This is a genomic window from Pantoea sp. BJ2 (assembly GCF_040255075.1).
Classification (GTDB): Bacteria; Pseudomonadota; Gammaproteobacteria; order Enterobacterales; family Enterobacteriaceae; genus Pantoea; species Pantoea leporis.
In genome coordinates this window covers 229,235-255,400 of record NZ_CP158292.1, presented here as the reverse complement: position 1 = coordinate 255,400, position 26,166 = coordinate 229,235, and the positions used below count along the sequence as shown (strand labels likewise).

The following is a 26,166-nucleotide window of genomic DNA, read 5'->3' as shown; positions in this document are numbered from 1 at the left end:
CTTTTTTATAAAATGCCCATAAAAGATCGTGGGCATTTTAATTTGTTAGCTCAGATGCATTAATTGTCTGGACGAAGAGAAATCTCACCCCCAACCCAGGATTTAATGACTCCATTCTGCTCCAGTAATAAGCCACCCTGCTTATCAATACCTCGCGCAATGCCATGTACCTCACGATCCCCAATAAGAAGCTTCACTGGGCGATTAATGAAGTTATCAAGGGTTTCCCAGCGGGAGACAAATGGCGCCAAACCATCGCGCTCAAAAATAGGTAACGCTTCACGCAGGCTATTGATCAACTTCGCAGCTAACTCGTTGCGATCGATATCAACACCAGCTTCCTGAAGATTAATCCAACCCTGATTAATTTCTGCCGTGCCTTCTGAACGCATCAGCAAATTGACACCAGCACCTATAACAATCTGAGCTGCATCGCCGGTTTTTCCAGTTAACTCAACTAAAATACCAGCAAGCTTACGATCGTTAAGATAGAGATCATTCGGCCATTTAACCCGGACATCCGGAGCACCTAATGACTGAATCACTTCTGCCATGATGATACCAATCACCAGACTCAGGCCCATCGCCGCAGCAGGCCCCTGATCAAGACGCCAATACATGGACATATACAGGTTGGAGCCAAACGGTGAAAACCATTTACGCCCGCGACGTCCGCGCCCTGCTTGCTGATACTCGGCAATGCATGCGTAGCCAGACGGCAATTGATCCATCCGATCCAGCAAATACTGGTTGGTAGAATCGATAACAGGAATAACCGCCAGATTAGGTTGATGCAGGAGAGACAGAATGATTTCTTCATCCAGTAACTGAATTGGCTCTGGTAAGCTGTAGCCTTTACCCGTTACCGTATATACATCCAGACCCCAACTTTTGAGAGTCTGTATATGTTTATTAATGGCAGCACGGCTCATACCAAGCGCTTCGCCCAGCTGCTCACCAGAGTGAAATTCACCATCGGCCACCAATGCCACTAACTTTAACGGCACGCTATTATCTTTCATGAAATTACCTCAACGGCATTACGCTCGCCTCGAGCACCGATAAAGCGCACTTCTGGCTCCAGCCAAACATCAAACTTTTGTCCGACTCTATTTCTAACCTGATGCGCTAAATCGACAATATCCTGTGGAGTGGCATAATCTTCATTTATCAGTACCAAAGCCTGCTGACGGTGAACTGCGGCGCCACCTACACGGAAGCCTTTAAGACCACATTGGTCGATCAACCAGCCAGCTGCTAATTTCACTTCGCCACTGGCCTGTGGATAATGAGGAATGGATGGCCACTGCTTAATTAGCGCATCTGCATGCTCAGCTGTGATCAGCGGATTTTTGAAGAAACTACCGACATTACCTGTGATTTTTGGGTCGGGCAGTTTGCTTTGGCGCATATGGCAAATAGCATTGAATACATCCCAGGCACACACTGTTGCTGGGTTTAACTTAGTCAGCTCGCCATAAGTTAGAACAGGTTTCCACTGTTTTGCCAGACGTAATCCTACTGCAACAATGACATAGTCATCCTTCATTGCATGTTTGAAAATACTATCGCGATAGCTAAACTGGCACTCTTCTCGATACAAACGAATTATATGTTGCGTTGGGAGATGTATAGCTTCAACGTAGTGACAGATATCTTTAAATTCGACACCATACGCACCGATATTTTGAATCGGTGCTGAGCCGGCCATACCAGGAATTAGCGCCAGGTTTTCCAGTCCTGTAATACCCTTCTTTAGCGTGTTTTCAACTAAAGCATGCCAATTTTCGCCGGCACCAACATGCAAGTGCCAGGCTTCGTCATGTTCTTCGATAGTGATGCCTTTAATCGCATTAACCACCACCGAGCCGCTAAAATCTTCAAGAAAGAGTACGTTGCTCCCTTCGCCTAATACAATAAAAGGCAGATTTGATTGCTGACTGTTTTTCCAGGCCAAAGTAATAGCGTCAGGAGTTTCAGCGATGGTCAGTGTTTGTGCATTGATCGTAAGACCAAGAGTGTTGAAAGCTTTCAGGGATGTATTGGGGCTGGACATTTCACGGCCTTTACTGATTAATCTGACCGTAGTTTACCTGATCGGTAGGTTGCGAGTTTGATGTTTTCTTATTTCTGATGGGAAATTGCTCATGTACAGACGTAAAAAAGCCCCGGACTCTCGTCCGGGGCTTCTTCACTTATTTGATGCCTGGCAGTTCCCTACTCTCGCATGGGGAGGCCCCACACTACCATCGGCGCTACGGCGTTTCACTTCTGAGTTCGGCATGGGGTCAGGTGGGACCACCGCGCTAAAGCCGCCAGGCAAATTCTGTTTCGTCCGCTGCCCCCTCTCAGGCGCCGCAGACCAGTCCGTAAACAAGCTGAAAATCCGGTCTCTCAGACCAAAACGCCTCTGGCGTTGTAAGGTTAAGCCTCACGGGTCATTAGTACCGGTTAGCTCAACGCATCGCTGCGCTTACACACCCGGCCTATCAACGTCGTAGTCTTCAACGTCCCTTCAGGACCCTCAAGGGGTCAGGGAGAACTCATCTCGGGGCAAGTTTCGTGCTTAGATGCTTTCAGCACTTATCTTTTCCGCACTTAGCTACCGGGCAGTGCCATTGGCATGACAACCCGAACACCAGTGGTGCGTTCACTCCGGTCCTCTCGTACTAGGAGCAACCCCCCTCAATTCTCCAGCGCCCACGGCAGATAGGGACCGAACTGTCTCACGACGTTCTAAACCCAGCTCGCGTACCACTTTAAACGGCGAACAGCCGTACCCTTGGGACCTACTTCAGCCCCAGGATGTGATGAGCCGACATCGAGGTGCCAAACACCGCCGTCGATATGAACTCTTGGGCGGTATCAGCCTGTTATCCCCGGAGTACCTTTTATCCGTTGAGCGATGGCCCTTCCATTCAGAACCACCGGATCACTATGACCTGCTTTCGCACCTGCTCGAGCCGTCACTCTCGCAGTCAAGCTGGCTTATGCCATTGCACTAACCTCCTGATGTCCGACCAGGATTAGCCAACCTTCGTGCTCCTCCGTTACTCTTTGGGAGGAGACCGCCCCAGTCAAACTACCCACCAGACACTGTCCGCAGCCCGGATTACGGGCCTACGTTAGAACATCAAACATTAAAGGGTGGTATTTCAAGGTTGGCTCCACGCAGACTGGCGTCCACGCTTCAAAGCCTCCCACCTATCCTACACATCAAGGCTCAATGTTCAGTGTCAAGCTATAGTAAAGGTTCACGGGGTCTTTCCGTCTTGCCGCGGGTACACTGCATCTTCACAGCGATTTCAATTTCACTGAGTCTCGGGTGGAGACAGCCTGGCCATCATTACGCCATTCGTGCAGGTCGGAACTTACCCGACAAGGAATTTCGCTACCTTAGGACCGTTATAGTTACGGCCGCCGTTTACCGGGGCTTCGATCAAGAGCTTCTCCTTGCGGATAACCCCATCAATTAACCTTCCGGCACCGGGCAGGCGTCACACCGTATACGTCCACTTTCGTGTTTGCACAGTGCTGTGTTTTTAATAAACAGTTGCAGCCAGCTGGTATCTTCGACTGCCTTCAGCTCCATCCGCGAGGGACTTCACCTACCGACAGCGTGCCTTCTCCCGAAGTTACGGCACCATTTTGCCTAGTTCCTTCACCCGAGTTCTCTCAAGCGCCTTGGTATTCTCTACCTGACCACCTGTGTCGGTTTGGGGTACGATTTCGTGTTACCTGGAGCTTAGAGGCTTTTCCTGGAAGCAGGGCATCAGTTACTTCACCACCGTGGTGGCTCGTCGTCACGCCTCAGCCTTAAGATACCCCGGATTTACCAAAGGTATCAGCCTACACGCTTAAACCGGGACAACCGTCGCCCGGATAACCTAGCCTTCTCCGTCCCCCCTTCGCAGTAACACCAAGTGCAGGAATATTAACCTGCTTCCCATCGACTACGCTTTTCAGCCTCGCCTTAGGGGTCGACTCACCCTGCTCCGATTAACGTTGAACAGGAACCCTTGGTCTTCCGGCGAGCGGGCTTTTCACCCGCTTTATCGTTACTTATGTCAGCATTCGCACTTCTGATACCTCCAGCATGCCTCACAGCACACCTTCAACGGCTTACAGAACGCTCCCCTACCCAACAACACATAGTGTCGCTGCCGCAGCTTCGGTGCATGGTTTAGCCCCGTTACATCTTCCGCGCAGGCCGACTCGACCAGTGAGCTATTACGCTTTCTTTAAATGATGGCTGCTTCTAAGCCAACATCCTGGCTGTCTGTGCCTTCCCACATCGTTTCCCACTTAACCATGACTTTGGGACCTTAGCTGGCGGTCTGGGTTGTTTCCCTCTTCACGACGGACGTTAGCACCCGCCGTGTGTCTCCCGTGATAACATTCTCCGGTATTCGCAGTTTGCATCGGGTTGGTAAGCCGGGATGGCCCCCTAGCCGAAACAGTGCTCTACCCCCGGAGATGAGTTCACGAGGCGCTACCTAAATAGCTTTCGGGGAGAACCAGCTATCTCCCGGTTTGATTGGCCTTTCACCCCCAGCCACAAGTCATCCGCTAATTTTTCAACATTAGTCGGTTCGGTCCTCCAGTTAGTGTTACCCAACCTTCAACCTGCCCATGGCTAGATCACCGGGTTTCGGGTCTATACCCTGCAACTTAACGCCCAGTTAAGACTCGGTTTCCCTGCGGCTCCCCTATACGGTTAACCTTGCTACAGAATATAAGTCGCTGACCCATTATACAAAAGGTACGCAGTCACCCCATTAAAGAGGCTCCCACTGCTTGTACGTACACGGTTTCAGGTTCTGTTTCACTCCCCTCGCCGGGGTTCTTTTCGCCTTTCCCTCACGGTACTGGTTCACTATCGGTCAGTCAGGAGTATTTAGCCTTGGAGGATGGTCCCCCCATATTCAGACAGGATACCACGTGTCCCGCCCTACTCTTCGAACTCACAATCTGTGCACTTTCGTGTACGGGACTATCACCCGGTATCGTGCGACTTTCCAGACGCTTCCACTAACGCACAAACTGATTCAGGTTCTGGGCTGTTCCCCGTTCGCTCGCCGCTACTGGGGGAATCTCGGTTGATTTCTTTTCCTCCGGGTACTTAGATGTTTCAGTTCCCCGGGTTCGCCTCGCAACACTATGTATTCATGTTGCGATGATGCACTGGGTGCACCGGGTTTCCCCATTCGGACATCGTCGGCTGTAGCGGTTCATATCACCTTACCGACGCTTTACGCAGATTAGCACGTCCTTCATCGCCTCTGACTGCCAGGGCATCCACCGTGTACGCTTAGTCGCTTAACCTCACAACCCACAGGCGTTTTGCAACGCGCGCAGACTGCAAGCATTTGAGAGACTCGAACGCGCTGTTATTCATTTCTTATTACGGAGAAATGAACCAACGCGTCGTTTCAATTTTCAGCTTGTTCCGGATTGTTAAAGAGCAGTATCTCAGACGCAGCTCGTAAGCTTCGTTTGAGATACGTCGTGGAGACACCTTTCACCTGTCACCAAGCAAGTGGCGTCCCCTAGGGGATTCGAACCCCTGTTGCCGCCGTGAAAGGGCGGAGTCCTAACCGCTAGACGAAGGGGACACGATAGTGTCACGACTTCGCAGCCGTCTTGCTCATTACTTTCTATCAGACAATCTGTGTGAGCACTTCGCGGGAAGGTATCTTCAGGTAAGGAGGTGATCCAACCGCAGGTTCCCCTACGGTTACCTTGTTACGACTTCACCCCAGTCATGAATCACAAAGTGGTAAGCGCCCTCCCGAAGGTTAAGCTACCTACTTCTTTTGCAACCCACTCCCATGGTGTGACGGGCGGTGTGTACAAGGCCCGGGAACGTATTCACCGTAGCATTCTGATCTACGATTACTAGCGATTCCGACTTCACGGAGTCGAGTTGCAGACTCCGATCCGGACTACGACGCACTTTATGAGGTCCGCTTGCTCTCGCGAGGTCGCTTCTCTTTGTATGCGCCATTGTAGCACGTGTGTAGCCCTACTCGTAAGGGCCATGATGACTTGACGTCATCCCCACCTTCCTCCAGTTTATCACTGGCAGTCTCCTTTGAGTTCCCGGCCGAACCGCTGGCAACAAAGGATAAGGGTTGCGCTCGTTGCGGGACTTAACCCAACATTTCACAACACGAGCTGACGACAGCCATGCAGCACCTGTCTCAGAGTTCCCGAAGGCACCAAAGCATCTCTGCTAAGTTCTCTGGATGTCAAGAGTAGGTAAGGTTCTTCGCGTTGCATCGAATTAAACCACATGCTCCACCGCTTGTGCGGGCCCCCGTCAATTCATTTGAGTTTTAACCTTGCGGCCGTACTCCCCAGGCGGTCGACTTAACGCGTTAGCTCCGGAAGCCACTCCTCAAGGGAACAACCTCCAAGTCGACATCGTTTACGGCGTGGACTACCAGGGTATCTAATCCTGTTTGCTCCCCACGCTTTCGCACCTGAGCGTCAGTCTTTGTCCAGGGGGCCGCCTTCGCCACCGGTATTCCTCCAGATCTCTACGCATTTCACCGCTACACCTGGAATTCTACCCCCCTCTACAAGACTCCAGCCTGCCAGTTTCGAATGCAGTTCCCAGGTTAAGCCCGGGGATTTCACATCCGACTTGACAGACCGCCTGCGTGCGCTTTACGCCCAGTAATTCCGATTAACGCTTGCACCCTCCGTATTACCGCGGCTGCTGGCACGGAGTTAGCCGGTGCTTCTTCTGCGGGTAACGTCAATCGGTGAAGCTATTAACTTCACCGCCTTCCTCCCCGCTGAAAGTACTTTACAACCCGAAGGCCTTCTTCATACACGCGGCATGGCTGCATCAGGCTTGCGCCCATTGTGCAATATTCCCCACTGCTGCCTCCCGTAGGAGTCTGGACCGTGTCTCAGTTCCAGTGTGGCTGGTCATCCTCTCAGACCAGCTAGGGATCGTCGCCTAGGTGAGCCATTACCCCACCTACTAGCTAATCCCATCTGGGCACATCCGATGGTGTGAGGCCCGAAGGTCCCCCACTTTGGTCTTGCGACGTTATGCGGTATTAGCTACCGTTTCCAGTAGTTATCCCCCTCCATCGGGCAGTTTCCCAGACGTTACTCACCCGTCCGCCACTCGTCACCCGAGAGCAAGCTCTCTGTGCTACCGTTCGACTTGCATGTGTTAGGCCTGCCGCCAGCGTTCAATCTGAGCCATGATCAAACTCTTCAATTTAAGTTTGATTTGCTGAAACGAGTTCAGCGGTGCTCATCTGTAAAACGTCATAATGAATTTCATTATGTGTTCACTCGTGAGGCTTTGATATTTTTTGCGTCCGGAGACGCGGATATCAATCCTGCGAGTGCCCACACAGATTGTCTGATAAATTGTTAAAGAGCGTTGCGAACAGCGGCTGAACCGCCTGTCGCGAGGTGGCGTATACTACGCTACTCTCCTTCGGAGTCAAACACTTTTTTCAGCATTTTCATCCGGCGGGATGAATTTTTTCACTCCCTGCCGAGCCGTCTGCGTTGCCGCTTTGCCGTCTCAGTGGTGGCGCATTATAGGGAGTTATTCGGAGCTGACAAGGGTTAATTGCAAATAAATTACTGTTCGACCTAAATTTCGCCACAACGCTGTATTTCACAACGATTTGCCTGGTAACTGCGCAAAACCCTGGGCAAAAAGCGCCACTTTATTCCAATCGGTGTACTCCACTTCTTTCGATGTATCGGTTTCCCCGCCGGTCATACGCATAATGAATTGAATCATGACGCGATCAAACCAGCGATAACGCGGATAACGCAACGCCCCGGCGAAAACCGCACAGCAATCGGGTTGCCACGGTGACTGCTCCAGGAACTTGCGCGTATACGCATTGGTCTCAGGCGTACACTTATCTGCTTTACGCGCCGTCAGGTTGACACTAAAGAAGCCGCTCACCCGCTGCTGCAGTTTTGCTTTGTGCTGGGTGACAAATTTCAGCAACGCCGGATTGAAATGGCCATAGCGGATCGAAGCACCAATCAGCACGCGATCATACTGCAACCAATCAATCTGCTGCGCCTGCAGTAAATCGATCACGTCACACAGTTGATGCGGCACTAACGTCTGTGCAATGCGCGCGGCAATGTCACGGGTTTGCCCATCGCGGCTGGAATACAGAATCAACGCTTTCATTACTCAATCCTATTTTATTATTCGCGCCAGAAGGTCGGCGTGAACAGCACCAGCAGCGTGAACACTTCAAGGCGTCCAAACAGCATGGTTAAAATCAAAATCCACTTCGCGACATCATTCATTGAAGTGAAGTTGTCTGCTACCACACCCAAACCGGGCCCGAGGTTATTCAGGGTCGCGGCCACGGCAGCAAAAGCCGAGAAGTCATCCACGCCGGTGGCGATGATCGCCAACATGCTGAGCAGGAACACCAGCGCATAAGCTGAGAAGAAACCCCACACCGCTTCGAGGATACGTTCCGGCAGCGCGCGATTACCCAACTTGATGGTGTAAACCGCATTCGGGTGCACCAATCGCTTCAGTTCACGCGAACCCTGTTTGAACAGCAGAAGAATGCGAATCACCTTCAAACCGCCGCCGGTTGAACCCGCCATGCCGCCGATAAAAGCCGAGCACAGTAGCAGCACCGGCAGGAACAGCGGCCAGCGCGCAATGCTGTCGGTGGTAAAACCGGCCGTGGTCGCCATTGATACCACCTGGAAAAACGCCTGATTCAGCGTTTGCCAGCCGCTGGCGTACACATTGTGGAACCACAACACTATGGTACAGATCAGCACTAAGGTCAGTTGTACGCCAATAAACATGCGGAATTCGGGATCGCGCCAGTACACTTTCAGGTTGCGACCACTTAATAAAGAGAAGTGCAGGCCATAGTTACAGCCCGAGATCAGCAGAAATACCGCGACAATGGTATTGATAGTTGGGCTATTAAAGTAGCCGATGCTGGCATCATGGGTTGAGAACCCGCCAATCGCGATCGTCGAGAAGCTATGGCCGATAGCATCAAACATCGGCATGCCCGCCAGCCACAGCGCCACCGCGCACGCCACGGTGAGCAATACGTAGATCAGCCACAGCGTTTTAGCTGTTTCTGCGATACGCGGGCGCATCTTGTTATCTTTCAACGGTCCCGGCATTTCGGCTCGATAGAGCTGCATGCCACCCACGCCCAGAATGGGCAGAATCGCCACCGCCAGCACAATGATCCCCATCCCGCCGAGCCACTGCAGCATCTGACGATAGAACAAAATCGCTTTAGGCAACGTATCCAGTCCCACCAGCGTGGTGGCGCCGGTGGTAGTGAGGCCAGAGAAGGACTCAAAGAAGGCATCAGTGATTGAGAGATGCGGCTGCTCGGCGAAGATAAACGGCATCGCACCGACGCTGCCCAACACGGTCCAGAACAGCACCACGATAAGGAAGCCTTCGCGCGGCTTGAGTTCGGTTTTCTGCTTGCGGTTTGGCCACCACAGCAGTGAACCGATAACGATCGCCATCATAAAGGTCTGACTGAACGCGCGCCCGGCACCATCACGGTAAATCAAGGCGACGAGGCCCGGTAAAATCATGGTCACCGAGAACAGAATCACCAGCAGGCCCACGATGCGGGTAATGGCGCGAAAATGCATTCAGCCGTTTCCTTTAAACAGAAGCTTTTAGTTTGTCAGCGGGATGAGCGTCAGCGCGCCCCGGCTGTAATCAGAGAGGTTTTGGCGAAAGCCATCAATCTGCGCATGCGGCAACGCTAAACGCAGCGCAATACGATCCTGATAATGGCTCTCTTCTATAATGCCGTCAAAACGTTGCAGCAAGCGTTCGATGTCGCTGAGTTGGGCGTAATCGCACTGCAGAGTAAAAGATTCCATCGGCACTTTACGCTGACGCGCCAGTTGCTTCAGCCCTTGCTGCACGCCGCCGCCATAAGCTTTTACCAGTCCGCCGGTGCCCAGCATGATGCCGCCATAATAACGCACCACCACCGCGGTGATCTCACCGACACCGCTACCCATCAGCTGGGCCAGCATCGGTTTGCCCGCGGTGCCAGAAGGTTCGCCATCATCGGAGAAACCCAGCTGCTGCGAATCATCCGGCGCACCCGCCACCCACGCCCAGCAGTGATGCCGCGCGGTAGGATGTTCCTGCTTCACCTGCTGCACAAACGCGCGCGCCGCTTCCACGCCGGCCGTGTGCGCCAGCAAGGTGATGAAGCGGCTTTTCTTGATGGTTTCCTCGCTGAGACTTACGGCCTGAGCGGGAATGTCGTAAGCATCCATCAGGCAAGGTGCAAGTCGCGCGTCATGTTTTCAATGCGATTAGCGTGAACCACCACGTTATCCTCGATACGAATACCGCCGTAAGGTTTCAGTGCATCAATTGCCGCCCAGTCAAAGTATTGGCTGAACTTGCCGCCGCGCAGCTTCGTCAGCAGCGAATCGATAATATAGAAGCCCGGTTCGATAGTCAGCACCATGCCAGGTTCCAGCACGCGCGTACAACGCAAATACGGATACTGCGACGGTGCCGCCAGATGCGTACCGTTGTCATCCTGCATGAAGCCAGCCACATCGTGCACCTGCAGGCCGAGCGGATGTCCAAGGCCGTGCGGCATAAACGGACCGGTTAAATTTTCCGCCACCAGCGTCTCTTCAGTCAGGCCTTTCACCAACTCGAACTTCAGCAGCAGACGCGCAATGCGCTGATGCATCTGCAGATGATAATCGGTATAGCGCACGCCGGCTTTCAAGGTGGCGATCAGCGCCAGCTCTTCCTTGTTCATCGCCGCAACCATGTCGGCATAGCGCGATTTGCTCTGCGCCGCGTAGCTGCGCGTCAAGTCAGCGGCGTAACCGAGGTATTCCGCACCGGCGTCAATCAGGAAGCTGTGGCGTTTGGCCGGCGGCTGATGATCCAGTTTGGTGTAGTGCAGCACCGCGGCATGTTCATTGAGCGCGATGATGTTGCCATAAGGCACATCGGTATCGCGATGGCCGGTTGCGGTCAGATAGGCGATATTGATATCGAACTCGCTCATGCCAGAGAAGAACGCCTCTTTGGCAGCGCGATGGCCCGCCACCGCCAGCTTTTGCGCTTCGCGCATACACGCCAGTTCGTAGTCGGTTTTGATACTGCGATGATAATGCAGGAAATCGATCACGCCTTTTGGGTTCACCTGCTCGCTGTTAATACCGAGCTGGGAAGCGCGTGACGGCACCGGACCGATATAGGCCACTTTCTCGCGCTGTGCTGGCAGCAGCTGCGCGATCTCATCGGCACTCTTCAGGCCAATCACCTCCACGTCGTTAGTCCAGAAGCTGTTTGGCAGCGGCTCAACGTTGTGCCAGTAATCAACCGGCGAATAGAACCACAGCTTGGGTTTATTCACGCCATCAATCCATAACCAGCAGTTTGGCACCTGCGTCACCGGCACCCACGCTTTGAACTGAGGATTCACCTTAAACGGATAGTCGTGATCGTCGAGAAAAACGGTCAACAGCTCGCCGGAATGAATCAGCATGGCATCAAGCTTAAAGCGAGCCAGCACCTGCTGCGCTCGCTGCTGCAGCGTATTGATGTGCGCGTGATACAGGGTTTTCAGTGAATCCATGGACTAGTCTCCGATGTCGCGAAAGTGGCCGCAGTGTAGCACAGCCGTGTTAGCGATGCCGTGCTGCGCGCGCTGTGATCGTTGTATCAAATAATCAAACTCTGGTTTGCAAATAATTAACATCACACTCACACTCCAACTCATCTGGTATGACCAGATCAACTTTCGCGGTTTCAGGAGACGGACATGCTCTACCAAGGCGATACCCTTTCAGTTCACTGGCTTGACGACGGCATCGCCGAGCTGGTTTTCGATGCGCCCGGTTCGGTGAACAAACTCGATACCAACACCGTTGCCTCGTTGGGCGAGGCATTAAGCGTATTGGAACAGCAACCCGCGCTGCGCGGCCTGTTGCTCTCGTCGGCCAAACCGGCATTTATCGTTGGTGCCGACATCACAGAATTCCTGTCGCTGTTTGATGCGCCAGAAGAGAAGCTGAGCCAATGGCTGGCGTTTGCCAACAGCATCTTCAATCGTTTAGAGGATTTGCCGGTGCCCACCGTGGCCGCCATCGACGGCTATGCGCTGGGCGGCGGCTGTGAATGCATACTGGCGACCGACTTCCGCATTGCCACGCCGACCGCACGCATTGGCCTGCCGGAAACCAAACTGGGCATTATGCCGGGCTTTGGTGGCAGCGTGCGCTTGCCACGCCTGCTTGGCGCCGATAGCGCGATGGAGATTATCGCCGCCGGTAAAGATGTTGATGGCAGCAGCGCCCTGAAACTCGGTTTGGTGGATGCGGTAGTCAGCAGCGACAAACTACATGCCGCTGCGCTGACCGTATTGCAGGACGCCATCGTGCAGGGCAACTGGCAGACACGCCGCGCGCCGAAGCTGGTACCGCTGAAACTCAGCCCGATTGAAGCCGCCATGAGCTTCACCATCGCCAAAAGCATGGTGCTGCAAACCGCGGGCAAACACTATCCGGCACCGATTACCGCCATCAAAACCATTGAAGCTGCCGCCAGCCTCGGACGTGATGATGCGCTGAAGCTGGAAACCGCCGCGTTTGTGCCGCTGGCGCAGAGCGATGTGGCACGCGCGCTGGTCGGTATCTTCCTGAACGATCAGTACGTCAAAGGCCTGGCGAAAAAGCACAGCAGTGCGGCCGGTGCGCCGCAGCAAGCGGCAGTATTAGGCGCAGGCATTATGGGCGGCGGCATTGCTTATCAATCGGCGTGGAAAGGTGTGCCGGTGATGATGAAAGATATCAATCCGCAGGCATTAACGCTGGGCATGACCGAAGCCAGCAAGCTGCTGAACAAACAGCTGGAGCGCGGCAAAATTGACGGCGCGAAACTGGCGAGCGTACTCACCACCATTCAGCCCACGCTGGATTACGCCGGATTCGAACGCACCGACGTGGTGGTAGAAGCGGTAGTAGAGAATCCGCAGATCAAAGCCAAAGTGCTGGCAGAGACCGAACAGCATCTGCGCGAGGACGCCATTCTCGCCTCCAACACCTCAACCATTCCGATCAGCCTGCTGGCGCAAGCCCTGAAACGTCCGGAAAACTTCTGCGGCATGCACTTCTTCAATCCGGTACCGCGTATGCCGCTGGTTGAAGTGATTCGCGGTGAGAAAACCTCAGAAGCGACCCTCAGTAAAGTGGTGGCCTGGGCGAGCAAAATGGGCAAGACGCCGATTGTGGTGAATGACTGTCCCGGCTTCTTTGTGAATCGCGTGCTGTTCCCCTACTTCGCCGCCTTCAGCCTGCTGCTGCGCGACGGCGCGGATTTCCGTCAGATCGATAAAGTGATGGAAAAACAGTTCGGCTGGCCGATGGGCCCCGCGTGGCTGCTGGATGTGGTCGGCATTGATACCGCGCATCACGCTCAGCAGGTGATGGCGCAAGGTTTCCCGTCTCGCATGCAGAAAGATTATCGCGACGCGATCGACGTGCTGTTTGACGCCAAACGTTACGGCCAGAAAAACGGTCAGGGCTTTTACCGCTGGGAGCAGGATAAAAAAGGCAAAGCGCAGAAGAGAGCCGATGCGGCTGTCGATGCGCTGCTGGAACCGATTTGCCAGCCGACGCGCGTGTTCAGCGATGACGAGATCGCCAACCGCATGATGCTGCCGATGCTCAACGAAGTGGTGCGCTGCCTCGAAGAGAAGATCATCGCTTCACCGGCCGAAGCTGATATGGCGCTGGTGTACGGTTTAGGCTTCCCGCCGTTCCGTGGCGGCGCGTTCCGCTACATGGATACGCTGGGCAACAGCAACGTGGTCGATCAGGCCAAACGTTATACCGCGCTCGGCCCGCTGTATGCGCTGCCGGAGCTGCTGTTGCAAAAAGCCCATCAGCATCAGAGCTGGTATCCCGCGGTGCAACCGATTGACGAAGCGGCGCTGCAAAGTGCCTGAGGTAATGAAAATGGAAAAAGTGGTAATTGTTGATGCGGTCCGCACGCCGATGGGCCGCTCCAAAGGCGGCGCGTTTCGTCAGGTACGGGCGGAAGATCTCTCGGCGCATTTGATGCGTGAGCTGCTGAGCCGCAACCCGGCGGTTGATCCCGCCACGCTGGACGACATTATCTGGGGCTGCGTGCAGCAGACGCTGGAGCAAGGCTTCAACATTGCACGTAACGCCGCGCTGCTGGCGGAGATCCCGCATCGCGTACCTGCCAGCACCGTCAACCGCCTGTGCGGTTCGTCGATGCAGGCGCTGCACGACGCGGCACGCGCGATTATGGTTGGCGATGCGCACAGCTGCCTGATTGGCGGTGTAGAACATATGGGCCACGTGCCGATGAGCCACGGCGTGGATTTCCATCCGGGCCTGGGTCGCACGGTGGCGAAAGCGGCGGGCATGATGGGGTTAACCGCCGAGATGCTGGCGCGCATGCATCACATTACACGTGAGCAGCAGGATGCTTTTGCGCTGCGTTCGCACCAGCGCGCCTGGGCAGCAACCCAGCGCGGCGACTTCAAGCGTGAAATTGTGGCGACCTACGGCCACGACGCCGACGGCGTGTTGAAGCGCTTTGAGAGCGACGAAGTGATCCGCGAAGAGACCAGCCTCGAAGGATTGGCTGCGCTGCGCCCAGCATTCGATCCGGTCAACGGCACCGTGACCGCAGGCAGCTCATCCGCGCTTTCCGACGGCGCAGCCGCGATGTTGATCATGAGTGAAAGCCGCGCACGCGAACTCGGTCTGACAGCGCGCGCGCGCATTCGCAGCATGGCGGTGGTGGGCTGCGATCCGTCGATTATGGGTTACGGTCCGGTTCCCGCCAGCAAGCTGGCGCTCAAGCGCGCCGGATTGAGCGTGCAGGATATCGACCTGTTCGAGTTCAACGAGGCTTTTGCCGCACAGGCGCTGCCATGCATTAAAGACATGGGCTTGCTGGAACAGCTGGATGAGAAAGTGAATTTGAACGGCGGCGCGATTGCGCTCGGTCATCCGCTGGGATGTTCCGGTGCGCGTATCAGTACTACGCTGCTGAATCTGATGGAACGTCGCGATGTGCAATTTGGTCTGGCGACCATGTGCATTGGTTTAGGCCAGGGCATCGCCACGGTGTTCGAACGGGTTTAATACGTTAATGTTGCACGTGTTACCGCCCTTTCGGGCGGTTTTTTTACGCAATACATTGCGCCGCGACGAATCCGTGCACATTCTCGTAGCGGCGCGATTTATCGCGTTCTGTTGACCTCAAATAAAGGCAAACGCATCGCCAAACATCTGCGCTTCCAGCGCACCGCGCTCGGCGCAGAAACGCTCACGCGCAATCTTCGCCATCTCAAAACGACCGGCAATATAGATATCGTGCTCGCTGAGCGACGCGAAATCCTGCATCACCGCCGTCAGCACCGTGCCGCTGCGTCCGGTCCAGTCATCCGCCGGTTGTTCAACCACCGGGATCACTTTCAGGTTCGGATGCTTCACCGCCAGCGCATTCAGCTCATCCAGATCGTACAGATGCATCAGCTCACGGCCGCCCCAGTAAATCGCAATCTCGCGATCGGGTTGCTGTGCCAGCGCGGTCAGCAGAATAGAACGCGCATAGGAGAAGCCGGTACCGCCCGCGATCAGAATGATCGGACGCTCGCTATCTTCACGCAGCCAGGCATCTCCGTGCGGCATATCAACCGTAATCTGGCGATCGTTCTTGATGCGGTCCATCACCGCCATCGCGTAGAGATTGAGATCCGACGCGCCGATGTGCAGTTCAATGATGTCCTTTTCCATTGGCGTAGAAGCCAGCGAAAACGGGCGCTTATCGCGCTCATCCATCACCACCATCAAATACTGTCCGGCGCGGAAGTTAAAATCCGCCGCCGGAATTAAACGAACGCGGTAAACCGTGTCCGTAATCGCTTCAACCGAAGTCACTTTGCAGCTTAACGTTGTCATGCGTTCCCTTTTTCTTCGGGTCTAATTGGTCTGCCGCCGTTAGCGCTGCGGCGGCTCGGCAAAGATAGCTAACTCATCCCAAATGGCGTCAATGCGCGCGGTCACCGCCGGATCTTTCACAATCGGCGTGCCCCACTCGCGCGTGGTTTCACCCGGCCACTTATTGGTCGCATCAAGTCCCATCTTCGAGCCTAAGCCGGAAACCGGCGAGGCGAAGTCGAGATAATCGATGGGCGTGTTCTCAACCAGCACCGTATCGCGCGCCGGATCCATGCGGGTGGTAATCGCCCAAATCACATCATTCCAGTCACGCGCGTTGACGTCGTCATCGCACACAATCACGAACTTGGTGTACATGAACTGACGCAGGAACGACCACACGCCGAACATCACGCGCTTGGCGTGACCCGCGTACTGTTTCTTGATCGTTACTACCGCGAGGCGATAAGAGCAGCCCTCCGGTGGCAGATAGAAATCAACGATCTCCGGGAACTGCTTGATCAGAATCGGCACCAGCACTTCATTGAGCGCCACGCCCAGCACCGCCGGTTCATCCGGTGGACGTCCGGTGTAGGTTGAATGATAAATCGGGTTGCGACGTTGCGTTACATGCGTCACGGTAAACACCGGGAAGCTATCTACTTCATTGTAGTAGCCTGTGTGGTCGCCGTACGGACCTTCCGGCGCGACATCGCCCGGCTCGATATAACCTTCCAGCACGATTTCCGCGCTGGCCGGCACTTCGAGTTCGTTCGAAACGCACTTCACCACTTCGGTTTTGTTACCGCGCAGCAAGCCGGCAAAGGCGTATTCGGAGAGTGTATCCGGCACCGGCGTTACCGCGCCGAGAATGGTGGCAGGATCGGCGCCCAGCGCCACCGACACCGGGAAACGTTCGCCCGGATGCGCTTTACACCACTCCTGGAAATCCAGCGCGCCGCCGCGATGCGACAGCCAGCGCATAATCACGCGGTTCTTGCCGATCACCTGCTGACGATAGATACCCAGATTTTGTCGCTCTTTATGCGGGCCGCGCGTGACGGTTAATCCCCACGTAATCAGCGGCGCAGCATCGCCCGGCCAGCATTTCATCACCGGAATGCGCGACAGATCGACGTCATCGCCGCTGAAAATCTCTTCCTGGCACGGCGCATTGCGCAGGCGCTTGGTTGGCATGTTCAGCACTTGCTTGAACTGCGGCATCTTATCGAACAGATCGCGGAAGCCTTTTGGCGGCTCCGGCTCTTTCAGGAACGCCAGCAGCTTGCCTACTTCACGCAGCGCACTGACCTCTTCCTGGCCCATGCCCATCGCCACGCGTTTTGGTGTGCCAAACAGATTACACAGCACCGGCATGTCGTACCCTTTCGGGTTTTCGAACAGCAGCGCCGGGCCGCCGGCGCGCAGCGTGCGGTCGGCAATTTCCGTCATCTCTAACTCAGGATCGATCTCCTGAGTGATGCGCTTTAACTCGCCACGCTGTTCCAGCAATGCGAGGAAGTCTCGTAAATCCTGATATTTCATGCGGCTTTAGCTTTCCGGCCAGAGTGAAACGCCATTATAGAGGCGTTTTACGCTGACATGTTGAGGTTTTGCGTCAGGCAGGCTGACAGGAAAACGGCACCAGCGACTGAATCGCCAATACATCGTGATAAGCAGTAATCGGCTCGCCGTGACGGAACACTTTGAAGTCTTCACCGCGTGCGCTGTAGTAACGCAGGCGATTTTCGCTCACGTGCAGGAAGCTGGCTTCACGCAGCGCAATCACCGATTCATGCGGGTTAACGGCACAGAACTCGGCCAGTCGTTCATCACGCGTTTCGCCCATATGGCCGCTGACGTGCGCATCAAGATAATGCGGATTGATCTGCACCGGGAACAAACCCAGCGCGGGCAACACTACGCTGCTGCGCACCGGCATATCATTGGTGGTGCGAATGGAAGGCGTTGCGACATTGCAACCGGCGCTCCAGCCGACGTACGGCACATCACGCTCGCGCACCGCGCGTTGGATAGCGACGATCAAGCCGTGCTCGTGCAGCATTTGATTGAGGAACCAGGTATTTCCGCCGCTCACCAGAATCAGCTCAGCTTGTTCAATCGCCGCAACGGGCGATGCAAACTCGTGCACGGTGCGCACGTCAATGCCTAACGACGCGGATAACTCCTGCGCGCGCTGCGCGTGATCGCCACGAATAATCGCGTACGGTACCAGCACCGCCGAAGTGATGCCGCGCTGGGCGATCATCGCATGCAGCTGCGGGTGGGCGTAACTTAACAGCGGCGCATCGTCAGCCACTTTACCGTTACTCAACAGGAACAGTTCCATCAGCCACTCCTTTTCAATCGAAAGATGGGGAGGGAGTCTGATACAGATGGTCGCCGGCCGTCAATTTTCTTGCAAGAAAGCGTAAATAAGCCGCATCAATCGGATAAATCGTAGTGAAATTGTTTTCAGCGCCCGGTTTCCACCCGCCGATGCGCTATAACTCTGACAACTGATTTGGTATTCTTAGCGTCCATTATTTGGGAGCGGTTATGGAATCCTGGTACTTACTCTATTGCAAACGTGGACAACTGTTGCGCGCGAAAGAGCATCTTGAGCGGCAAGAGGTGAATTGCCTCAGCCCGATGATCGCTCTGGAGAAGATTGTGCGCGGTAAACGCACCACCGTGAGTGAGCCGCTGTTTCCCAACTATCTGTTTATCGAATTCGATCCCGAAGCGATTCACACCACCACCATCAGCAGCACGCGCGGCGTCAGCCACTTCGTGCGCTTTGGCACCATGCCGGCCACCGTATCAAATGATGTGATCGAAGCGCTGCAAACCGACGTGCCGCAGATCGTGCTTGATGCGGAAACCCCACAAAGCGGTGATGAAGTGATCATCACCGATGGCACGTTCGAAGGGCTGCGCGCCATTTTTGCCGAGCCGGATGGCGAAACGCGCTCCGTTCTGCTGCTCAACATGCTGAACAAACAGGTGATGCGCAGCGTGGATAACAAACAGTTCCGTAAACTCTAAGCGAGTTTAAACAGCTGACGCGCGTTGAGATTAACCTGCGCGCCCAGCGCTTCCGCCTCCTCGCCACGCCAGTTCGCCACCTGCTGCACAATATGCGGCAGGAAGCATGGCTCATTGCGGCGCGAAGTGGGACGCGGATGCATATCGCGCGGCAGTAAATACGGTGCGTCGGTTTCCAGTAACAGGCGCTCAGCCGGAATCAGCGGCAGCAATTCACGCAGTTCCATACCGCGACGCTCGTCGCACACCCAACCGGTAATGCCCACCGACAATCCCAGCGCCAGACACGCTTGCAGCTCGTCACGCGTACCGGTAAAGCAGTGCACGACTGCACCAACCAGCTTCGGTAGCCACGGCTCAAGTACTGCAACAAAACGATCGTGCGCTTCACGGCAATGCAAAAACACCGGTAGCTGTAGCTCAGCAGCCAACGCCAGCTGCGCATCGAAAGCGTATTCCTGCTGATCGTGGGCCGAAAGATTGCGATTGAAATCCAGGCCACATTCGCCAATCGCGACCACCTGCTCACTTTCCGCCAGGCGACGCAAGGTATTCGCGGTTTCCGCCGACCATTCACTGGCATGGTGCGGATGGACGCCGGCGGTTGACCAGCAATAGCCCGCGTGCAATGCCGCCAGCTGCCGCGCCTGCTGGCTCTCCAGCGCGTTGGTGCCGGTAATTAACAGGCCGGTGACGCCTGCTTCGCGCGCACGTTTTACCACCTGCTCGCGATCTTTTGCGAATTGCGTGCTGGTCAGGTTTACACCGATATCAAACATGTCTTCTCCCCAATAAAAAACCGCCCAACGGGGCGGTTTAGATTCATCTTCCCGCGCGCTGCGGGATGCCCTGCATTAAGGACATCAGGATTCGGTGTTGTGTTCCTCATCCGAAGACTGACGTCCTTTACCCACATAGTAGCGGGAGAAGAATACGCCGACTTCAAACAGGCAGTACATCGGAATAGCGAGCAAAGTTTGCGAGAAAACATCCGGCGGTGTGAGCAACATCCCAACCACGAACGCGCCAACCAACATATAAGGACGTTTCTTTTTCAGATCTTCTGGTGAAGTTATGCCGGTCCAGCACAGCAGCACAATTGCAATCGGCACCTCAAACGCCACGCCGAAGGCCATGAAAATCGTCATGACGAAGTCGAGGTAGTTGGTGATATCCGTCGCGATGGTCACGCCTTGCGGCGCGGTTTTGGCGAAGAAGCCAAACGCCAGCGGGAACACGATGAAGTAAGCAAACGCCACGCCGACGTAAAACAGCAGCGTACTGGAGAACAGCAGCGGCATCACCAGTTTGCGTTCGTGGCGATAGAGCGCGGGCGCCACAAAGGCCCACACCTGATACAAAATCACCGGCACGGCCAGAAACACCGAAACGATGATGGTCAGCTTGATCGGCGTGAAGAATGGCGATGCGACGTCGGTAGCGATCATGCTCGCCCCGGCTGGCATCTGGCTGATCAGCGGCGACGCGACCAGATGGTAAATATCATTCGCAAAATAGACCAGACACAGAAAGATGACTAAAACAGCGATGATGCAATTCAACAAACGCTTGCGCAGCTCAATCAAATGGCTAATGAGCGGTTGGGTATCTTCAACGGCCATGTTTATCGTTCATCTTTTACGAGAGAAGTCTTCGCGGTGCTTTCAGGAGCACTGGCGACGGGAGGGGTTTCTGCGGCAGAGATTTCGTCAGTAGGCTGCGGAGTCTGTGCAGGCGCACTGGTTTGATGTTCTGCTGCTGCGGGGGTGACCGCAGGTGAAGTCACGGGCTGCACGGCGGCTGGCGGAGTCTGATGAATAGTGTTGGCTTCATCTTCCTCTTTTTCGAGATCGATACTCTGCTGCACCGAACGTTTCATTGAGTCGGCGGTTTTACGCAGTTCCTCCATCGACTCTTTTAGCTCGGGTGACAACGTGCCACGGCCCGCTTCTTCCACCTTTTTCAGGCTGTCCTGCAATTCCTGCAGTTTCAACTCTTGCGCCAGTTCGTTTTGTACATTCGCGGCCAGTGAGCGAATGGCTCTGATCCAGCCGACGACGGTTTTCACCGCAACCGGTAACCGCTGCGGGCCAAGCACAATCAGCCCGATCACGAACACTAATACCAGTTCACTAAAACCAATGTCGAACACAGTTATACCTGCTTGTCGTTCCGGGCGTCATCTTTAGTCGCCGTGGTTTGCTGTTTGTCTGCCAGAGTTTTGGCGTTGAAGTCAGCGTCCTGCTCTTTCGGTTGATCCTTTTTATCGTCTTCATCGCCCATGGCTTTTTTGAAGCCACGAATGGAAGATCCTAAATCCGAACCCAGGTTACGAAGTTTGTTGGTACCGAACAGAAGAACAACAATGACGGCAATGATTAACAATTGCCAAATACTGATACCGCCCATGAGATATGCCTCTAATATTCTGTGAAAAACTGTTGACTGTAACGCACAGAAAGCCCGTATGTTTTCGGGCTTTAGCTTGCGACATTACGCGATTTGCACCAGGCAGACAATCAGTTTGTCTTGCGCCAGCCAATAAGCCAGGTGACGATGCCAGCGGCCATTAATAGCGCCGGGAAGAAATCCCAATCCGGTCGACTTAACAGCACGGCGGTGCCACTTAATAACAGTGTAGCGCCTACACCAAACAGATAGCGCGCCTGATGATTGCGTGTTCGCTGTACGTTTAAATCGGTGACGAGTTTATCGACGCTGTGCTTCAATAATTTGTGCTGGCGCATGCTGTCGTAAAATAGCTCCGGCAACTCTGGCAGTTTTTCCGCCCAGTACGGCGCTTTCTCTTTCACCGCCCGCAAAATCGCCGGGATACCAATCTGATCTTTGATCCAATCTTCAAGGAACGGCTTAGCCGTTTTCCACAGGTCAAGCTGCGGATAGAGCTGGCGGCCAATCCCTTCGATATACAGCAGCGTCTTCTGCAACAGCACCAGCTGCGGCTGCACTTCCATATTAAAGCGACGCGCGGTGTTGAACAGGTTCAGCAGCACGTGGCCAAACGAAATCTCAGCCAGCGGTTTTTCGAAAATCGGCTCACACACGGTACGAATGGCAAACTCAAAGTCTTCGACGTTGGTATCGGCCGGTACCCAGCCAGAATCCACATGCAGCTCGGCCACTTTGCGGTAATCGCGGTTAAAGAAGGCGATGAAGTTCTCGGCCAGATAGCGCTTATCTTCTTTGTTCAGCGAACCGACGATACCGCAGTCGATGCCGATGTATTGCGGATCTTCCGGGTGATCGTAGCTGACGAAGATATTGCCGGGATGCATATCGGCATGGAAGAAGCTGTCGCGGAACACCTGGGTGAAGAACACTTGCACACCGCGCTCGGCCAGCAGTTTCATGTTAACGCCGTGCTGCTCCAGCGTGGCGATATCTGAGATCGGAATGCCGTAAATGCGCTCCATCACCATCATCGATTCGCTGCAATAATCAGAGAACACTTCCGGCACATACAGCATGCGGCTTTGGTCAAAATTACGACGCAGCTGAATGGCGTTCGCCGCTTCACGCAGCAGATTCAGCTCATCAATTAAGGTCTTTTCGTAATCGCGCACCACTTCCACCGGACGCAGACGACGACCATCCGGCAACAAACGCGGCACCCACCGCGCCAGACGGTAAATCAGTCGCATATCGGCTCTGATCACCGGCAGGATGTCGGGACGTATCACTTTGATCACCACCGCGCGGCCGTTGGATTTCAGCGTCGCGGTATGCACCTGCGCGATAGAAGCCGAGGCCAGCGGTTTGATATCGAAGTCTTCAAACCAGGTTTCCACCGGGCCGCCGATTGACTTTTCAATCTGCTGTTTGGCTTTCACGCCATCAAATGGCGCAACGCGGTCCTGCAGCACCGCCAGTTCATCGGCAATCGCCGGTGGGAACAGATCGCGACGCGTCGAGAGCATTTGACCGAATTTGATCCATACCGGACCCAACTGCTCCATCGCTAAACGGATGCGCACGCCGGCGGAAGCGTCTTTATGCTGGTTAGGGATCCAGAAGATGCAGCGCCGCCACAAGCGTAAAAGCAGCGTGAAGCGCATGCGGGGAATCAGTTCATCAAGGCCGTAAGTCAGAAAGATCTTGATGATGAAGTATAAGCGCCGAATTTCTCCCAGCGTCATTTCGCCTCCAGCTGTGCCAAACGCGTTTCAAACGCATTGAGCGAACGTTCTATCGCTTCCACTTCCACGCAAAACCATGCCAGTTCCAGTGCGCCCGGCGCAACGCGCCACTCTTCCGTCAGCACCTGACCAAGATAATCCTGGCGGCGGATGAACTGCTGCTGCACGAACTTCAGCGCCTGCTGTGCGGCCTGGCTTACGCCTTGCGCAGCGATATCGCCAATCCACGGTGCAAGATATTCCGCCGGATCCAGCTCGGCGAGATCCATCAGTGCGGAGAATTGCTGTACCACCTGCAAGTCGCCGTCCACCTCCAGTTCACCGCTACGAATCAGGCTGGTGAGCTGCTGGCGATCGCGCAGTTTCGGCAAGGTACTGACACGCAAACTCACCGTGCAGTCGCTGTTGTCTTGCCAATCACTCAGCACATCGAGTTGCGATTCGCTAAATACCAGCACCAAAGGAAAATCGAGCTCTTGCAGACGCAGCATCAATACCTTGCCAGCCAAACGCTGGCGTGCGGCTTTCAGGCTGCGATCGCGATAGAGAACACGGTTCAGGGCGGTCTCAAGACCGCCGGTGATGAGAGGAGTTAAAGTCATGATGGATTAGAATTTAAATCCGCGATGCAGCGCGACAATACCGCCAGTCATGTTGAAGTAGGTGGTATTTTCAAAGCCCGCATCGTTCATCATCGCTTTCAGGGTTTCCTGATCGGGATGCATACGAATCGACTCCGCCAGATAGCGATAGCTTTCAGCGTCTTGCGCCACCAGCTGACCAATACGCGGCAGAATGTGGAATGAATAGGTATCGTAAGCTTTGCTGAGCGGCTCCAGCAGCGGCTTCGAGAACTCCAGCACCAGCAGACGTCCGCCTGGCTTCAGCACGCGGAACATTGATGCCAGCGCTTTCTCTTTTTCGGTCACGTTACGCAAGCCGAATGAGATGGTGATGCAATCGAAGTAGTTATCCGGGAACGGCAGCGCTTCGGCATTCGCCTGCACATAGCTGACATTGCCCGACACGCCGAGATTGCGCAGCTTTTCGCGGCCCATCTTCAGCATCGAGCTGTTGATGTCTGCCAGCACAACCTGGCCGGTTTCGCCCACCAGACGTGAGAATTTTGCCGTGAGATCGCCGGTACCACCCGCCAGATCCAACACGCGCTGACCGCGGCGCACGCCGCTGCTGTCAATGGTAAAACGCTTCCAGACACGATGGATGCCAAACGACATCAAATCGTTCATCAGGTCATATTTTGCCGCGACGGAGTGAAACACGTCCGCAACTTTATCGGCCTTTTCGCTTTTCGCGACGGTCTGGAAGCCAAAATGGGTAGTTTCCTGCTGTGATTCATCTGCCATCGGTTTTACCTGTTCCACAAACAATTCTTGCCGAAGTGTATCAGAGTCGCGCTACACGAGCACGCGACCACCGTGCTATTCGTTGATGCGGCGCAGCGAGTCTGTTGTTGGTTCTGCAACGTTTTCATCCTCGGTGCGATCGTCTGCCCAATCTTCATCCGCTTCTTCCGGCTGCGCTTGTTCAACCAGTTGCGGATTAATCGGACGTTTGATCTCCACGCCAAGCGAACGGAACGCTTCACTTTGTGCGATCAGATTGCCGCGCCCTTCAGACAGCTTTTTCATCGCCTGATGATAACTTTGCTGTGCTTTGTCGAGATTGTGCCCGATGCCACTCATGTCATCGACAAACAGCCGCATTTTGTCGTACAGCCGCGTTGCCCGGTCGGCGATGCGCTGTGCGTTGCGGCTTTGATGCTCATAACGCCAGAGATTATTGATAGTACGCAGCGCCACCAGCAACGTGGTGGGACTAACCAGCATGATGTTCTGCTGTAACGCTTCGCTGATCAGCTCGGGCTGACGATCAATCGCCAGCAGAAACGCCGGTTCCACCGGGATAAACATCAACACATAATCCAGAGAGCGTAAACCGGGCAATTGTTGGTAATCTTTACGGCTCAGCAGGCGAATGTGTCCGCGCATGGCACTAATGTGTTCCTGAATCGCCTGCTCACGCGTGGCTTCATCGTCGGCATTGAAGTAGCGTTCGTAGGCCACCAGCGTCATTTTGGCGTCAATCACCACATCTTTACCCTGCGGCAAACGCACGATCACATCCGGTTGCATCCTGCCCTGCTGTTCCAGCTGCACGCTAACCTGCGTTTGGTATTCGTAGCCTTCACGCAGGCCCGATGCTTCCAGCACGCGGGCCAATACCACTTCGCCCCAGTTTCCCTGAATTTTATTGTCGCCTTTTAGCGCTTTAGTAAGATTGACCGCTTCCTGCGCCATCTGTGCGTTGAGTTGCTGTAGCTGGCGAATTTCGTGGGTCAGCGTGTGACGTTCACGCGCTTCCAGGCCAAAGCTGTCGGTGACCTGACGGCGGAAACCGTCCAGCTGTTCGCGCAGCGGACCAATCAGACTATTCAGGCTTTGACGGTTTTGTTCATCGACGCGCCGCCCGCTGTTTTCGAAGATGCGATTGGCGAGATTTTCAAACTGCGCGCTGAGGCGCTGTTCGCTGTTGGTCAGTAGTCGCTGCTTCTCTTCTGCACCGTAGCGCGTCTCTTCAAGACGAATGGTCACTTCGCGCAGTTCGGCTTCCTGCGCGCTGTTCACTTCAAGCTGATTTCGCAGTTCACGGCTGAGTTGTTCACTTTCGCCGCGCCAGTAATCAAGCTGCTGCAAACGTTCCTGCGCACCGCTCAGTGCACCGTGTAGCTGGCGCATCTCCTGTTCGCGTTGTTGGATTTGCTGCTGTAACTGTTCGAGCTGCTGCTGCTGACGCTGCTGCGCCTCTTCCAGCAGGCGACGCTCAGTGGTAAAGCTGGCGTGCTGATGACCGGCGCGCAGTTGAGCAATGATCCAGCCAATGCCCAAACCGGCCAGCGCCAGCGCGCCGCTAATGATAAGTTGCTGATCCATAATCCCCCCGCGGATCGACTTGCTGAGGGAAA

At 54.7% G+C, this 26,166-nt stretch carries 20 protein-coding genes, 1 tRNA gene and 3 rRNA genes; 3 read left to right on the top strand and 21 right to left on the bottom strand.

Annotated features, from left to right (window positions below; genetic code table 11):
• Positions 1-59 precede the first annotated feature (59 nt).
• The 10 genes from birA to pepQ all read right to left on the bottom strand — a co-directional run bounded on the left by birA (position 60) and on the right by pepQ (position 11,633).
• Positions 60-1,022 carry a bifunctional biotin--[acetyl-CoA-carboxylase] ligase/biotin operon repressor BirA gene (birA, locus tag AAF463_RS01120; RefSeq protein ID WP_101762582.1) on the bottom strand — a complete coding sequence of 321 codons (963 nt, stop codon included), beginning with the start codon at positions 1,020-1,022 and terminating at the stop codon, positions 60-62.
• Positions 1,019-2,056: a UDP-N-acetylmuramate dehydrogenase gene (murB, locus tag AAF463_RS01115; protein ID WP_350261398.1), complete on the bottom strand. Its 1,038-nt coding sequence runs from the start codon at positions 2,054-2,056 to the stop codon at positions 1,019-1,021. Before murB ends, birA begins: the two co-directional genes overlap by 4 nt.
• 148 nt (positions 2,057-2,204) lie before the next feature.
• Positions 2,205-2,320, bottom strand: a 5S ribosomal RNA gene (rrf, locus tag AAF463_RS01110).
• A gap of 100 nt (positions 2,321-2,420) precedes the next feature.
• Positions 2,421-5,325 (bottom strand): 23S ribosomal RNA (locus AAF463_RS01105).
• Positions 5,326-5,540: 215 nt separating this feature from the next.
• Positions 5,541-5,615, bottom strand: a tRNA-Glu gene (locus AAF463_RS01100).
• Between the two features lie 88 nt (positions 5,616-5,703).
• A 16S ribosomal RNA gene (locus AAF463_RS01095) occupies positions 5,704-7,243 on the bottom strand.
• Together the 16S, 23S and 5S rRNA genes with 1 tRNA gene alongside form the textbook arrangement of a ribosomal RNA operon.
• Before the next feature lie 408 nt (positions 7,244-7,651).
• Positions 7,652-8,188 (bottom strand): menaquinone-dependent protoporphyrinogen IX dehydrogenase, encoded by a 537-nt coding sequence (gene hemG, locus AAF463_RS01090; RefSeq protein WP_192414454.1) that lies wholly within the window; start codon positions 8,186-8,188, stop codon positions 7,652-7,654.
• A gap of 17 nt (positions 8,189-8,205) precedes the next feature.
• Complete coding sequence (gene trkH, locus AAF463_RS01085) at positions 8,206-9,657, bottom strand: Trk system potassium transporter TrkH (protein ID WP_101763723.1); 1,452 nt, start codon at positions 9,655-9,657, stop codon at positions 8,206-8,208.
• A gap of 27 nt (positions 9,658-9,684) precedes the next feature.
• Entirely contained in the window at positions 9,685-10,302 is a 618-nt protein-coding gene (locus tag AAF463_RS01080) for an IMPACT family protein (protein ID WP_137384924.1), read from the bottom strand.
• Entirely contained in the window at positions 10,302-11,633 is a 1,332-nt protein-coding gene (pepQ, locus tag AAF463_RS01075) for a Xaa-Pro dipeptidase (protein ID WP_350261397.1), read from the bottom strand. Before pepQ ends, AAF463_RS01080 begins: the two co-directional genes overlap by 1 nt.
• Before the next feature lie 186 nt (positions 11,634-11,819).
• Between pepQ and fadB the strand changes: the two genes are divergently transcribed.
• Both fadB and fadA read left to right on the top strand, forming a co-directional pair.
• Positions 11,820-14,003, top strand: a complete 2,184-nt coding sequence (fadB, locus tag AAF463_RS01070) for a fatty acid oxidation complex subunit alpha FadB (protein ID WP_350261396.1) — start codon at positions 11,820-11,822, stop codon at positions 14,001-14,003.
• A gap of 10 nt (positions 14,004-14,013) precedes the next feature.
• A complete protein-coding gene (gene fadA, locus AAF463_RS01065; RefSeq protein WP_101763726.1) occupies positions 14,014-15,177 on the top strand; it encodes an acetyl-CoA C-acyltransferase FadA in 1,164 nt (387 codons plus the stop codon).
• A 117-nt stretch (positions 15,178-15,294) separates the two neighbouring features.
• On the opposite strand, the gene fre is transcribed toward fadA, so the two are convergent.
• The 3 genes from fre to pepE form a co-directional block, all read right to left on the bottom strand.
• The gene (gene fre / locus AAF463_RS01060; RefSeq protein ID WP_101763727.1) at positions 15,295-15,996 is read right to left on the bottom strand and encodes an NAD(P)H-flavin reductase; all 702 of its coding nucleotides are present in this window, start codon (positions 15,994-15,996) and stop codon (positions 15,295-15,297) included.
• Positions 15,997-16,035: 39 nt separating this feature from the next.
• Positions 16,036-17,520, bottom strand: coding sequence for a 4-hydroxy-3-polyprenylbenzoate decarboxylase (gene ubiD, locus AAF463_RS01055; protein WP_101763728.1), 1,485 nt, complete (start codon positions 17,518-17,520; stop codon positions 16,036-16,038).
• Positions 17,521-17,593: 73 nt separating this feature from the next.
• Positions 17,594-18,325, bottom strand: a complete 732-nt coding sequence (gene pepE / locus AAF463_RS01050) for a dipeptidase PepE (protein ID WP_210080991.1) — start codon at positions 18,323-18,325, stop codon at positions 17,594-17,596.
• Positions 18,326-18,534: 209 nt separating this feature from the next.
• On the opposite strand from pepE, the gene rfaH reads away from it, so the two are divergent.
• Positions 18,535-19,023 carry a transcription/translation regulatory transformer protein RfaH gene (gene rfaH / locus AAF463_RS01045; RefSeq protein ID WP_101763730.1) on the top strand — a complete coding sequence of 163 codons (489 nt, stop codon included), beginning with the start codon at positions 18,535-18,537 and terminating at the stop codon, positions 19,021-19,023.
• Here rfaH and tatD read toward each other — a convergent pair.
• The 8 genes from tatD to rmuC all read right to left on the bottom strand — a co-directional run bounded on the left by tatD (position 19,020) and on the right by rmuC (position 26,134).
• On the bottom strand, positions 19,020-19,802 hold the full coding sequence (gene tatD / locus AAF463_RS01040; RefSeq protein WP_137384920.1) for a 3'-5' ssDNA/RNA exonuclease TatD: 783 nt from the start codon (positions 19,800-19,802) through the stop codon (positions 19,020-19,022). The genes rfaH and tatD overlap by 4 nt on opposite strands.
• An 84-nt stretch (positions 19,803-19,886) precedes the next feature.
• Positions 19,887-20,645 carry a Sec-independent protein translocase subunit TatC gene (tatC, locus tag AAF463_RS01035; RefSeq protein ID WP_101763732.1) on the bottom strand — a complete coding sequence of 253 codons (759 nt, stop codon included), beginning with the start codon at positions 20,643-20,645 and terminating at the stop codon, positions 19,887-19,889.
• A 2-nt stretch (positions 20,646-20,647) separates the two neighbouring features.
• Positions 20,648-21,175: a Sec-independent protein translocase protein TatB gene (gene tatB, locus AAF463_RS01030; RefSeq protein WP_101763733.1), complete on the bottom strand. Its 528-nt coding sequence runs from the start codon at positions 21,173-21,175 to the stop codon at positions 20,648-20,650.
• Positions 21,176-21,177: 2 nt separating this feature from the next.
• On the bottom strand, positions 21,178-21,432 hold the full coding sequence (gene tatA, locus AAF463_RS01025; protein WP_008105810.1) for a Sec-independent protein translocase subunit TatA: 255 nt from the start codon (positions 21,430-21,432) through the stop codon (positions 21,178-21,180).
• 110 nt (positions 21,433-21,542) lie between these two features.
• Entirely contained in the window at positions 21,543-23,180 is a 1,638-nt protein-coding gene (ubiB, locus tag AAF463_RS01020; protein WP_101763734.1) for a ubiquinone biosynthesis regulatory protein kinase UbiB, read from the bottom strand.
• Positions 23,177-23,782: an SCP2 domain-containing protein gene (locus tag AAF463_RS01015; RefSeq protein WP_350261395.1), complete on the bottom strand. Its 606-nt coding sequence runs from the start codon at positions 23,780-23,782 to the stop codon at positions 23,177-23,179. Before AAF463_RS01015 ends, ubiB begins: the two co-directional genes overlap by 4 nt.
• 6 nt (positions 23,783-23,788) lie before the next feature.
• A complete protein-coding gene (ubiE, locus tag AAF463_RS01010) occupies positions 23,789-24,547 on the bottom strand; it encodes a bifunctional demethylmenaquinone methyltransferase/2-methoxy-6-polyprenyl-1,4-benzoquinol methylase UbiE (protein WP_008105805.1) in 759 nt (252 codons plus the stop codon).
• A 75-nt stretch (positions 24,548-24,622) separates the two neighbouring features.
• The gene (rmuC, locus tag AAF463_RS01005) at positions 24,623-26,134 is read right to left on the bottom strand and encodes a DNA recombination protein RmuC (protein ID WP_101763736.1); all 1,512 of its coding nucleotides are present in this window, start codon (positions 26,132-26,134) and stop codon (positions 24,623-24,625) included.
• Positions 26,135-26,166: the final 32 nt, after the last annotated feature.